Source organism: Xanthomarina sp. F2636L, assembly GCF_026410195.1.
Classification (GTDB): Bacteria; Bacteroidota; Bacteroidia; order Flavobacteriales; family Flavobacteriaceae; genus Xanthomarina.
The window spans coordinates 62,409-74,604 of the sequence record NZ_JAPMLM010000072.1; the positions used below are offsets into that span (position 1 = coordinate 62,409).

A 12,196-nucleotide genomic window follows, 5' to 3' on the forward strand; every position below is an offset into this window, starting at 1 on the left:
GAAAAAAATGTCAAAATTAGAAACACGAGAAATAAACGAGCTTACCAATAGACAACATTTCATATGGATGGTTAATTATTAAATGTAAACAAATATAAAAAACAAATAGCCTTTCTTCTTAAAATTATAAGAATTTTAATCATTAAAAATTATTCCCGAACTATGATCGTGTTTTGCTCCTGTCACGCTACGCAAACAGTTAACTTCTTCTCTTAATTTTAAGACTCCTAGAAAACCAAAAACTAAGGCTTCTTTAAATTCTACTAAGACGTTTTCTGGAATTATTAAGGTATGACTTGTCTTTTCTTGAATAGTTTTAATTAGAAATGTATGATAGGCTCCTCCTCCTGTAATCAACACATTAGCATGGTTTTTTTTATTTATTTCATTTGAAATTTGAATAGCAACATGCTCTACAAAAGTCCTCAAAACTGTTTCAACAGGTAATTGAAAACCGTTTATTATAGGAAATATTTCTTTGTTAACCCATTCTAAACCTAAAGATTTAGGAGCTTGTTTTTTGTAAAACTCCAAACAGTTTAATTGGTCTAAAAGCTCTTGATTGAGAGCTCCCGTTGAAGCTATTTTGCCCTTATCGTCATATTCCAATCCAATTAAAGAGGCATAATGGTTCAAAACAATGTTTACAGGACAAATATCGTAAGCTATTCTATGGGTTTCAATTTCGGTTGAAATATTTGCAAAACCTCCTAAATTCAAACAAAAATCGTAATTTGAAAACAACAATCTATCTCCAATAGGAACTAAAGGTGCACCTTGACCTCCTAAAGCAACATCTTGCACTCTAAAATTGCAAACAATTGGTGTTTTCAAAAACTTATATATGCTTGGCAAATTTCCAATTTGATACGTCATACCTTTTTCTGGCTGATGCAAAGCTGTATGTCCATGAGAACTGATAGCGTCCAAATTTTGAATCTTATTTTCAGCTATAAAATCTTGTATAATTTTTGCCAAATATTGGGAATATTCTCTATCAATTTCCTGAAGCTCGTCAACAGATTTCAACACCAAATGTTTTAAAACATCATACCATTCTTTCGTATATGCTTGAGTTCTTGACGCATGAATTTTGTACTTCCAAACACCCTTATTTATTGTAAAAGTTACATAAACTAAGTCTACACCATCCAAAGAGGTTCCAGACATAACTCCTACTATACGATATTCAGTTTTATTCATATCCCGTAAAAATAACAATCCCTTTTGAAAAAATGCTAATAAAAAAGTATCTTTGTAGACTTATTAAATAATACTTCAATTACAAAAAACTATGGATTTTAATCTTACCGAAGAACATATTATGATTCGCGATGCTGCTCGTGATTTTGCCCAAACCGAATTACTTCCCGGAGTTATAGAACGCGACAACTCTCAAACCTTCCCAGATAGCATTGTTCGTAAAATGGGAGAACTAGGTTTTATGGGAATCATGGTAGATCCCAAATATGGTGGTTCTGGTATGGATGCCATTTCTTATGTATTAATTATGGAGGAATTATCCAAAATAGACGCTTCGGCTTCTGTGATGGTTTCTGTAAACAACTCTTTAGTTTGTTATGGTTTAGAAGCTTATGCAAATGAAGAACAAAAACAAAAATATCTTACAAAATTAGCAAAAGGCGACGTGATTGGTGCATTTTGTTTAAGTGAGCCTGAAGCTGGTAGTGATGCTACCTCGCAAAAAACAACGGCTATAGACATGGGAGACCATTATGTTTTAAACGGAACAAAAAACTGGATTACCAATGGTGGTCGTGCAGATGTATATTTAGTCATTGCACAAACAGATAAAGATAAAGGTCATAGAGGAATTAATGCATTTATTCTTGAAAAAGGCATGCCAGGTTTCGATATTGGTCCTAAAGAAGATAAATTAGGAATTAGAGGTAGCGATACACACACCCTTCAATTTAACGATGTAAAAGTTCCAAAAGAAAATAGAATTGGGGAAGATGGCTTTGGTTTTAAATTCGCTATGAAAACACTTTCTGGAGGCCGTATAGGAATTGCTGCTCAAGCATTAGGAATTGCTTCTGGAGCTTATGAATTGGCTTTAAAATACTCTAAAGAGCGTAAAGCTTTTGGAACAGAAATTTGCAACCACCAAGCGATTGCTTTTAAGTTAGCCGATATGGCAACTGAAATTGAAGCCGCAAGAATGCTGGTCCTAAAAGCTGCTTGGGATAAAGACCAAGGTAATAATTACGATATGTCTAGTGCCATGGCAAAACTTTATGCCTCACAAGTAGCCATGACACATACAGTTGAAGCTGTACAAATACATGGTGGAAATGGCTTTGTTAAAGAATACCACGTAGAACGTTTAATGCGTGATGCTAAAATTACACAGATTTACGAAGGTACTTCAGAAATTCAAAAAATTGTAATCTCAAGAGGAGTTCTGAGAGATTAAAATAGTTTTTATTGTTTTTTCAAGAGGTGTTTTGAGAGATTAAACTGCTTTATAACAACACTCTTAGAAACTAAGAAAAACATAAAAGTCCAAACTTATTTAATCAAGTTTGGACTTTTATATTTTCAATAGCTTATAAATTTTTAGCTACTCCATCAACTAGCTTCGCTTAAAGGTGAATGCAACTATCTGCCTCGTATTATTTTTGATAAGCTGTAAATTTCTTACTCTAAAAAACATGGAGTTACAAAAATACAAGACGAAATTCATGAGTCGTTGTCTATATTCAAGAAAAATAATGACTTTAAAAAATTATTTACAAACTTTGCAGTCTTTTTTATCTTTAATCTCTCCTACTAAATGACCTTCAGAATTCATCTTAAAATCACAACAATCCATAAATCCTTGAGCAATTTGCTTTCTAGCTCTTTGTATTTGAGATTTAACAGTTGGTAGTGGTAATTTTAATTGCTGGGCAACTTCCATTTGCTTCAAGCCTTTTATATCTGCTAAAAACAAAGGATCTCGGTATTTTTTAGGTAATTGTTTTATAATGCCATGCAAACAATCGTGTTCTGTATGTTCATTATCATTTTCTATAAACACAAAATCCTCTTCTGCTTGATTAATATCAATATGGTTATTTCTGTAATAATCCAAGACCGTATATCTAGCAACACTAAATAACCAGGCTTTTAATTTATCTTCATCTTTTAATGAGTCCTTTTTTGTGTGGACTTTTATAAAGGTGTCTTGGAGTAAATCGTCTGCAATCACGATATCTTTCACCTTACTTAAAATAAAGCGCTTTACATCTTCTGCATATAAGTTCCAAATAGCTTGGGTAGTCATCTTTATTAAATTAAAAAAGCAACATCTACTTTAGTACAAAATTACTAAAATAGATGCTGCTTATTCGGTATTTAGCATTCCTTAACAGTTGCAATTGGCACAGGTACAATTTTGGCATGTACAGTTTTTACAATTTCCATCTTTACAACCAGAACAACTGCAAGTACATTCGTTATTTTTCATATTACTATATTTTAAGTTTCATATAATAGACGTGGATGTTTTGGAAAAGATGCATTTTGAATGAAAAAACCTCACAAATTTTAAAAATTTGTGAGGTTTTTATATTTAATTCTATGACAGGCTCTGTATAAGCGATTCACGCAAATTTTCAAAAAAGAAAATTTGGTTCTCTGCTTACATATTTCGTCTATACTGTCCACCTACTTCAAATAATGCTGAAGTAATTTCACCTAAAGAACATACTTTACAAACCTCCATCAAGGCTTCAAAAATATTCTCGTTATGAATGGCTCTTGTTTGAAGATCTTTTAATAAATCCTCCGTGTCATATGCTTTATGAAGATTCTCTAAGGTTTTTATTTGAAATTGCTTCTCTTCTTCAGTGGCACGAATAACTTCTGCCGGCTGAACCGTTGGAGAGCCTTTTGAACTTAAAAAAGTATTCACACCAATAATTGGGAAATCGCCATTATGCTTTAAAGTTTCATAATACAAGCTCTCTTCTTGTATTTTACTACGCTGATACATAGTTTCCATAGCACCAAGAACGCCTCCTCTTTCCGTAATTCTATCGAATTCTAAAAGAACAGCTTCTTCCACTAAATCGGTTAACTCTTCAATAATAAAAGAACCTTGAATTGGATTTTCATTTTTAGCCAAGCCTAATTCTTTATTAATGATTAATTGAATGGCCATTGCACGACGTACAGATTCTTCCGTTGGTGTTGTAATAGCTTCATCGTATGCATTTGTATGTAGCGAATTACAGTTATCATAAATAGCATACAAGGCCTGAAGTGTGGTTCTAATATCATTAAAATCAATCTCCTGAGCATGTAAACTACGTCCAGATGTTTGAATATGATATTTCAACATTTGAGCTCTGGCATTAGCTCCATACTTATGTTTCATGGCTTTTGCCCATATTTTTCTAGCTACACGACCAATAACAGCATATTCTGGATCGATACCATTTGAGAAGAAAAATGATAAGTTTGGACCAAATTTGTTAATATCCATACCACGAGATAAATAATACTCTACATAGGTAAATCCGTTAGAAAGAGTTAGTGCCAATTGCGTAATTGGATTAGCCCCAGCTTCTGCAATATGATACCCTGAAATAGACACCGAATAAAAGTTACGCACATTATTTTCAATAAAATACTCCTGAACGTCTCCCATTAATCTCAAAGCGAATTCCGTAGAGAAAATACAGGTATTTTGCGCCTGATCTTCTTTTAGAATATCGGCCTGAACAGTTCCCCGAACTTGAGCAATGGTTTTTGTTTTTATATCTAAATACACATCGGCAGGCAACACTTGATCTCCGGTTACACCTAATAACATCAGTCCTAAACCATTATTTCCTTCGGGTAGATTGCCATTGTATTTAGGTCTATCAACACCTTTTCCTTTATAGATTTTAGCAATTTTTGCTTCAACTTCTTTTTCTAGACCGTTTTCTTTAATATAAAGTTCACATTGTTGATCTATGGCTGCATTCATAAAAAATCCTAACAACATAGGTGCAGGACCATTAATCGTCATACTTACAGATGTCATAACGTTGGCTAAATCGAAACCAGAATACAGTTTCTTAGCATCGTCTAAACAGCAGATTGAAACCCCTGCATTACCTATCTTTCCGTAAATATCTGGACGTAAATCCGGATCATTTCCATAAAGTGTCACACTATCAAAAGCAGTGGATAATCGCTTAGCTGGTAAACCGGCACTTACATAATGAAAACGTCTATTGGTACGTTCTGGCCCACCTTCACCAGCAAACATTCTTGCCGGATCTTCTCCTGTACGTTTAAACGGATATAATCCTGAGGTATAAGGGAATTCTCCTGGTACATTTTCTTGTAAACACCATTTTAAAATATCACCCCAGGCTTGATATTTAGGCAAGGCTACTCTTGGGATTTGTAAGTGAGATAACGACTCTGTATGTGTTTCTATTTTTATTTCCTTATCTCTAACTTTAAAGGAATAGATCGGGTTTTTATATCTATTTACTTTTTCGCTCCAACCTGTAATTACTTCCCAATTATAAGGATCTAGATTTAGCTTAACACGGTCGAATTCTGCCAACAGAAGTCTTAAGAAATCTTCATTATTGTCAGCCTGAGCTTGTCGAAGGCTATCACTATCAACACCATGCTTCGACAAGCTCAGCATGACACCTGTAACAGATTCTATGGTTTTATAAATACCATATAGTTTTTGAGCTACCTCAACTTGTTCGCTAGCTGTTTTATCGTAAGCACGATTATTTTCAGAGATTTCAGATAGGTAACGCGTTCTAGAAGGAGGTATAACAAAAACCTTCTCGCTCATTTCTTCGGTAATCTTAAAATCAGATTTTAAATCCACCTCAGTTCCTTCAACTAACTTATCCATAATAGCTTTATAAAGCGTATTCATTCCCGGGTCGTTAAATTGCGAGGCTATAGTTCCAAAAACTGGTAAGTCTTCTGGTTTGGCATCCCATAATAAATGGTTGCGTACATATTGTTTTTTCACATCACGCAGCGCATCTAAAGCTCCTCGTTTATCAAATTTATTGATAGCTACCAAATCGGCAAAATCAAGCATATCGATTTTTTCTAATTGCGTAGCTGCTCCAAATTCTGGCGTCATGACATATAATGACACATCAGAATGTTCTATAATTTCTGTATCAGATTGTCCAATTCCTGAGGTTTCAAGAATAATTAAATCGTATTCTGCAGCTTTTAAAACTTCAATAGCTTCATGAACATATTTTGAAAGTGCTAAGTTAGATTGGCGTGTGGCCAAACTACGCATATAAACTCTTGGAGAGTTAATAGCATTCATTCTAATTCTATCACCTAAAAGCGCACCTCCCGTTTTTCTTTTTGAGGGATCTACAGAAACTAAACCAACTGTTTTTTCAGGAAAATCTATTAAAAATCTACGCACCAATTCATCTACCAAAGAAGATTTTCCAGCCCCTCCAGTACCTGTAATTCCTAGAACAGGAGTTTTTGAGTTCTTATTTTTATCATGAATTTTGTCTAGAGTTGCTTTTGCTACTTCAGGAAAGTTTTCGGCTGAAGAAATAATCCTTGCAATAGCTTTGGCACTTTTCTTTGGAAGTAAATCTAATTCATTGTTTAATGCATCTCCAATGGCAAAATCCGCTTGCTCTACCAAATCGTTAATCATGCCCTGAAGTCCAAGTTCTCTACCGTCGTCTGGAGAATAAATTCGAGCAATCCCATAATCCATTAACTCTTTAATCTCAGAAGGAAGTATCACACCACCACCACCACCAAAAATCTTGATGTGTTCGGCACCTTTTTCTTTTAGCAAGTCGTACATATACTTAAAATACTCGTTGTGTCCTCCTTGGTAAGAGGTTAAACAAATAGCATTTGCATCTTCTTGAATGGCTGTATTCACCACTTCTTCTACACTTCTATCATGTCCCAAATGAATCACTTCTACACCTGTAGCTTGTATAATTCTTCGCATGATATTTATAGAGGCATCGTGACCATCAAACAGAGATGCTGCAGTTACTATTCGTACTTTATGTTTAGGTTTATAAGGTGCTATAGGTTCCATGTATTTTAATCTTATTTTTTAGTGTGACAAATTTACGCAATATTCAATAAAACCACCATATTACTTTTAGTTTATAATCTTTTAATGGGTCTTAAAAATACATTTGATAACCTTATATTTGACAAAAATTTACATCATGATTAAAAAATATTATGCTTTTTTATTACTTATCAGCTTTACGTCTTGTGCAGAGCTCCAAGAAGTAGTGAATCAATTACCTGAAAACACGGCTGGAATTAGCAACACCCAAATTGCTGAAGGCTTAAGAGCTGCTTTGGATCAAGGAATTGATAAACAGGTAACTAAATTAACCCAAACAGACGGGTATTATAAAAACGATTTAGTAAAAATATTACTACCTGAGGAATTACAGAAAGTTGATAAAGCCCTTCGAGATATTGGCTTAAGTTCTTTAGCAGATGAAGGCTTAAAAGTATTAAATCGTGCTGCTGAAGATGCTGTAAGCACAGCCACACCAATCTTTATAAATGCTGTTAAAGGTATTAGCTTTGCCGATGCAAAAACCATTCTTCTTGGAAATGATGATGCGGCTACTCGTTATTTGGCTGGAAGAACCGAATCGGCACTTTATACCGAATTTCATCCAGTTATAAACAACTCATTTAAAAAGGTTGGAGCCGATCAAATATGGTCTAATCTAATTAATAAATACAATAGTATTCCATTTACTTCTAGCGTGAATCCCGACTTAACAGATTACGTAACCAAGGAAGCTTTAAAAGGAGTTTATAAAATGATTGCTGTTGAAGAAAAAGATATTAGAACGAAGTTTTCTTCTAGAACAACAGATTTATTAAAACAAGTCTTTGCTTTACAAGATTAAAGGTTAAAGCTTTCTACAAATATTCTTAAAAAAAGTAAGTTAATTCTTAAAATTAAAATCGATTCTTCCTGAATCGGTTTTTTTTATTAACATTACTAACATTTAACACACTGTTAACTTGCTGAATTCTAAATTTTTAGATATATTTAATTCTCAAAGGTATGAGCAATGGAAAATTCTAACAAAATTAAAGAAAACCAAATCAAGTTACAAAAACGCTATAAACGACTTATAGAACAAGCCTACAACCTACGTGAAACGGATTCTGCAATGAGTGATATTTCTGAGTTTAAGGCCATCAAGCTTTTAAACAAATTAAACAGATTGAAATATTTAAGTAGAGAACCAGCAAAACAAAGACTGATATAAACTTGCCGTCTTCAATACTTCTTTTGAATCTTTAGTTTAAAGATTCAAGTCTCAGTGATTTAAAATATTGAAAAGATTTAGCCAACCTGGAACCATACCAAGAAAACAATTCACCATCTACTAATAGCACTTTAGCCTTAGGAAATTTCTTTTTCATAGTTTCAACATGTGCTTCCTTAAACGGAAAAGGTTCTGTGGAAAGCATAATAACTTCCACATCATCTCCTAGATCGTTTTCTAAATCAACCTCAGGATATCTATCTAGATTTCCAAAGTAATTATCAAACTTCCCAACAGTTAATAAAGCATCAATAAAATTATTGTTTGCAGCAACCATCCATGGATTTTTCCAAATAAAATAAGCTGTTTTTAATTTAGGGAAATCTTTTATGAAGTCTTGAAATTTTTGCTGTTCCTTTTTAATGATTGAAATAATACCTTCAGCTTTATTTTCTACTGAAAACATGAAACCGTACATGCTAATTAGTTCCAAACAATCTTCAACATGATATATATCGCTTAAATGAACTGGAGCAATCTTTTCTAATTCAGCTATCATATCCTGCGTATTTTCTTCCTTATTACACAAAATAACATCTGGTGAGAGCGCTTTTATTTTATCGAAATGCACTTGCTTAGTGCCTCCAACTACTGTTATATTTGAAAGAAGGTGATGAGGATGTACACAAAATTTAGTAATACCTACTATAGAAGATTCCAGACCTAAATCGTAGAGCAATTCTGTTTGAGAAGGCACTAATGAGACAATACGAGTTGGCGTGTTCTTTAATTCAATAGTTCTATTTAACTGATCTTTCATTTGAATAAATTACAATAATTGCATTTTTAATCAAAAAGTAAAATTATTTAATACGACTGTAAACTTAAGATGTTTTCCATTTCTTGCTGAAGTTCTTTTGCTTTAATAGCTGCTGCTTGATCAAAATCTTCCTGATTAGAGGCGTAAATGATTCCTCGCGAAGAATTAATAAGTAGACCTACATTTTTATTTAAGCCATATTTACAAACGTCCTGCAGGTTTCCTCCTTGCGCTCCAACTCCTGGAACTAATAAAAAACTATCTGGCACAATGTTTCTAATATCAACAAAATATTCTGCTTTGGTTGCCCCAACGACATACATTAAATTCTCAGAATTAATCCAAGTTTTCGATGTCTCTAAAACCTGTTTGTATAACTCTTTTCCTTCTAATGTTTTTGTCTGAAAATCGAATGCACCTTCATTAGATGTCAAAGCCAGCATAATGGTATGTTTATTTTCGAAAGTCAAAAAGGGTTCAACGGAATCCTTTCCCATATAAGGAGCAACAGTCACACTATCGAAGCCTAAATCTTCAAAAAAAGCCTTGGCATACATCCTACTGGTATTGCCAATATCACCTCTTTTAGCATCTGCAATGGTAAAAATTTCTGGATAATTTTTATTGAGATATTGGATAGTTCTTTCTAAAGATTTCCAACCTTTTAAACCATAAGCTTCATAAAAAGCCGTGTTTGGTTTATAAGCAACACATAAGTGATGTGTGGCATCGATAACAGCTTTATTAAAAGCAAAAATAGGATCTTCTTCTTTTAATAAGTGCTGTGGTATTTTATTTAAATCAACATCTAGTCCAATACAGAGAAAGGATTTCTTTTTTTGAATTTCTGAAACAAGTTGGGTTGTTGTCATCTTATAAAAAAAGCCTCAAAATGAGGCTAGGTTTTAAATTACGTCTGTATTTGCTTTTAATTTTTCGGTGTTTTCAGCCAACTGAAGTTCATCAATTATTCGCTGTATATCACCATTCACAATATTTCCTAAATCGTAAAGCGTTAAACCTATTCTATGGTCAGTAACTCGTCCCTGAGAATAGTTATATGTTCTAATTTTAGCAGATCTATCTCCAGAACTTACCATGGAGCCCCTTTTTGCTGCATCTTCTTCATTTTTCTTTGCCAATTCCATATCGTACAATCTAGAACGCAATACTTTAAAAGCTTTCTCTTTATTTTTATGTTGCGATTTTTGGTCTTGACATTGTGCCACCAACCCTGTAGGAATATGCGTTAAACGCACAGCCGAATAGGTGGTATTAACAGACTGACCTCCAGGACCTGACGAACAGAAAAAATCGATTCGCACGTCTTTCGGGTTGATTTCAATATCAAATTCTTCAGCTTCTGGGAATACCATAACAGTTGCAGCACTTGTATGCACACGACCTTGGGTTTCTGTTTGTGGCACACGTTGTACACGGTGCACACCGGCTTCAAATTTTAAAGTACCATAAACATTGTCTCCGGTAACCTCAAATTGAATCTCTTTAAATCCGCCATTGGTTCCTTCACTATAATCTACAGTGTCTACTTTCCAACCTTTACTTTCGCAGTACTTGGAGTACATTCTAAATAAATCTCCTGCAAATATACTAGCTTCATCGCCTCCAGTTCCAGCTCGTAATTCTACTACAGCATTTTTGGAATCTTCAGGATCTTTAGGAATTAATAGAACTTTGATTTCTTCTTCTAATTTTGGAATTCCTTCTTTAGCTTCTTCATATTGCATTTTAGCCATTTCTACCATTTCAACATCGCTTCCATCTGCAATAATCTCTTCGGCTTCTTTAAGGTTTTCTGTAAACTCTATATATAGCTCACGCTTATCCATTAATAAACGTAAATCTTTATATTCTTTGTTTAATTCTACATAACGTTTTTGATCTGTCATAATATCAGGTTGAATGATCAAATCACTCACCTCATCAAAACGTTGTTTTACTATTTGTAATTTATCTAACATCTAACTTTATAAATTGTGTGTCAAAAATACGATAATTTATGGATTTTAGAATTTTTTAGATTCTTCAATTTTAACTTAAAATCTATTAATAGGAAATATTTCACTCGGAAAGTCGTTTTTATACCATGATGCAACGTTTTGGAGCCATATTATTATTTTATAAACCTTACTTTATTTGGTCTTTTGGAGTTACTCTTTTTTTGATAGCTTTTAAATCCCATTTAGCAATTATCTACATAGCAAAACTATTTCTAATTGTTTTTTTATGGTATTTCTTATCTGAAACCACAGCGAAACGCAAACTTCTTTTTTATAAGAATTTAGGAATATCTACCTTCAAACTTTTCAGTATCTTCTACTTTATAGATATCTTTATAACTAGTCTCATTTATAAGTTGATTGGTGTTTTTATATGATTTTAGAACTAGATAATGTCGAACTGTATTTTAAAGAAAAACGCATTCTAAGTGGCATCTATCTCAAAGCACAAACTGGTGAAGTTACAGGTATTCTTGGCAGTAATGGATGTGGAAAAAGCTGTATTCTAAATATTATTTTTGGGACTCTAAACCCAAAATATAAGCTAATCCGTATAGACAATAAGCCTTTTTTAAAGCCTCTTTATCAAACAAAACTAGCTAAGTTTCTACCTCAACTTCCCATAGCTCCAAACAATTTAAAACTAAAAACAGCTTTTAAGTTATTTCAAGTGAACTGGGAAGAATTTACTTTGCATTTTAAATCGTTTGCCATATACAAAAACTACAAATTTCGTCAACTTTCTGGTGGCGAACGTCGCGTAGTAGAAACCTATTTATTATTAAAAAGTCCTTCTAAAGTTATTCTTTTAGATGAACCGTTTTCGCATGTAGCACCTTTATATATTGAAATAATAAAGAAACTAATATCAGAAGAAAAGCAACATAAAATCATCATTATTACCGATCATTTATATCGGGATATTATTGAAACAAGCGATAGATTATATCTAATAAAAGATGGTCATTCTAATTTGATAACCGATTTAAAAACACTGGAAGATTTTAAATATATTAGTCAAAATACGCTATAAAACAAAGAAGCTACTTCCATGGAAGTAGCTTCTTTTA

General features: G+C 33.2%; 10 protein-coding genes. 4 read left to right on the plus strand and 6 right to left on the minus strand.

What is annotated here, in order from left to right; all coding sequences use genetic code 11:
• Positions 1 to 135: 135 nt before the first annotated feature.
• Positions 136 to 1,203 (minus strand): anhydro-N-acetylmuramic acid kinase, encoded by a 1,068-nt coding sequence (locus OS191_RS13930; RefSeq protein ID WP_267156327.1) that lies wholly within the window; start codon positions 1,201 to 1,203, stop codon positions 136 to 138.
• A 91-nt stretch (positions 1,204 to 1,294) separates the two neighbouring features.
• On the opposite strand from OS191_RS13930, the gene OS191_RS13935 reads away from it, so the two are divergent.
• The gene (locus tag OS191_RS13935) at positions 1,295 to 2,437 is read left to right on the plus strand and encodes an acyl-CoA dehydrogenase (protein WP_267156328.1); all 1,143 of its coding nucleotides are present in this window, start codon (positions 1,295 to 1,297) and stop codon (positions 2,435 to 2,437) included.
• Positions 2,438 to 2,749: 312 nt separating this feature from the next.
• On the opposite strand, the gene OS191_RS13940 is transcribed toward OS191_RS13935, so the two are convergent.
• Both OS191_RS13940 and OS191_RS13945 read right to left on the minus strand, forming a co-directional pair.
• The gene (locus tag OS191_RS13940) at positions 2,750 to 3,289 is read right to left on the minus strand and encodes a sigma-70 family RNA polymerase sigma factor (protein WP_267156329.1); all 540 of its coding nucleotides are present in this window, start codon (positions 3,287 to 3,289) and stop codon (positions 2,750 to 2,752) included.
• 357 nt (positions 3,290 to 3,646) lie between these two features.
• A complete protein-coding gene (locus OS191_RS13945; RefSeq protein ID WP_267156330.1) occupies positions 3,647 to 7,072 on the minus strand; it encodes a methylmalonyl-CoA mutase family protein in 3,426 nt (1,141 codons plus the stop codon).
• Positions 7,073 to 7,208: 136 nt separating this feature from the next.
• On the opposite strand from OS191_RS13945, the gene OS191_RS13950 reads away from it, so the two are divergent.
• Together OS191_RS13950 and OS191_RS13955 are read left to right on the plus strand one after the other, a co-directional pair.
• Positions 7,209 to 7,916, plus strand: a complete 708-nt coding sequence (locus OS191_RS13950; protein WP_267156331.1) for a DUF4197 domain-containing protein — start codon at positions 7,209 to 7,211, stop codon at positions 7,914 to 7,916.
• A 168-nt stretch (positions 7,917 to 8,084) separates the two neighbouring features.
• Positions 8,085 to 8,285 (plus strand): Lacal_2735 family protein, encoded by a 201-nt coding sequence (locus OS191_RS13955; protein WP_267156332.1) that lies wholly within the window; start codon positions 8,085 to 8,087, stop codon positions 8,283 to 8,285.
• Positions 8,286 to 8,316: 31 nt separating this feature from the next.
• On the opposite strand, the gene OS191_RS13960 is transcribed toward OS191_RS13955, so the two are convergent.
• The 3 genes from OS191_RS13960 to prfA are packed head-to-tail and all read right to left on the minus strand — an operon-like array spanning position 8,317 to position 11,087.
• Complete coding sequence (locus OS191_RS13960; RefSeq protein ID WP_267156333.1) at positions 8,317 to 9,105, minus strand: ABC transporter substrate-binding protein; 789 nt, start codon at positions 9,103 to 9,105, stop codon at positions 8,317 to 8,319.
• A 47-nt stretch (positions 9,106 to 9,152) separates the two neighbouring features.
• Positions 9,153 to 9,977, minus strand: coding sequence for an orotidine-5'-phosphate decarboxylase (gene pyrF / locus OS191_RS13965; RefSeq protein ID WP_267156334.1), 825 nt, complete (start codon positions 9,975 to 9,977; stop codon positions 9,153 to 9,155).
• A 33-nt stretch (positions 9,978 to 10,010) separates the two neighbouring features.
• Positions 10,011 to 11,087 carry a peptide chain release factor 1 gene (gene prfA, locus OS191_RS13970; RefSeq protein WP_267156335.1) on the minus strand — a complete coding sequence of 359 codons (1,077 nt, stop codon included), beginning with the start codon at positions 11,085 to 11,087 and terminating at the stop codon, positions 10,011 to 10,013.
• Positions 11,088 to 11,499: 412 nt separating this feature from the next.
• Here prfA and OS191_RS13975 point away from each other — a divergent pair, with 412 nt between their 5' ends.
• Entirely contained in the window at positions 11,500 to 12,159 is a 660-nt protein-coding gene (locus tag OS191_RS13975; RefSeq protein WP_267156336.1) for an ATP-binding cassette domain-containing protein, read from the plus strand.
• Positions 12,160 to 12,196: the final 37 nt, after the last annotated feature.

Bases quoted from the DNA above. Each gene is read 5' to 3' on its own strand.
- OS191_RS13940 (WP_267156329.1), bottom strand. From the start codon at position 3,289: ATGACTACCCAAGCTATTTGGAACTTATATGCAGAAGATGTAAAGCGC.
- OS191_RS13960 (WP_267156333.1), bottom strand. From the start codon at position 9,105: ATGAAAGATCAGTTAAATAGAACTATTGAATTAAAGAACACGCCAACT.
- OS191_RS13945 (WP_267156330.1), bottom strand. From the start codon at position 7,072: ATGGAACCTATAGCACCTTATAAACCTAAACATAAAGTACGAATAGTA.
- OS191_RS13950 (WP_267156331.1), top strand. From the start codon at position 7,209: ATGATTAAAAAATATTATGCTTTTTTATTACTTATCAGCTTTACGTCT.
- prfA (WP_267156335.1), bottom strand. From the start codon at position 11,087: ATGTTAGATAAATTACAAATAGTAAAACAACGTTTTGATGAGGTGAGT.
- OS191_RS13975 (WP_267156336.1), top strand. From the start codon at position 11,500: ATGATTTTAGAACTAGATAATGTCGAACTGTATTTTAAAGAAAAACGC.
- OS191_RS13930 (WP_267156327.1), bottom strand. From the start codon at position 1,203: ATGAATAAAACTGAATATCGTATAGTAGGAGTTATGTCTGGAACCTCT.
- OS191_RS13955 (WP_267156332.1), top strand. From the start codon at position 8,085: ATGGAAAATTCTAACAAAATTAAAGAAAACCAAATCAAGTTACAAAAA.
- OS191_RS13935 (WP_267156328.1), top strand. From the start codon at position 1,295: ATGGATTTTAATCTTACCGAAGAACATATTATGATTCGCGATGCTGCT.
- pyrF (WP_267156334.1), bottom strand. From the start codon at position 9,977: ATGACAACAACCCAACTTGTTTCAGAAATTCAAAAAAAGAAATCCTTT.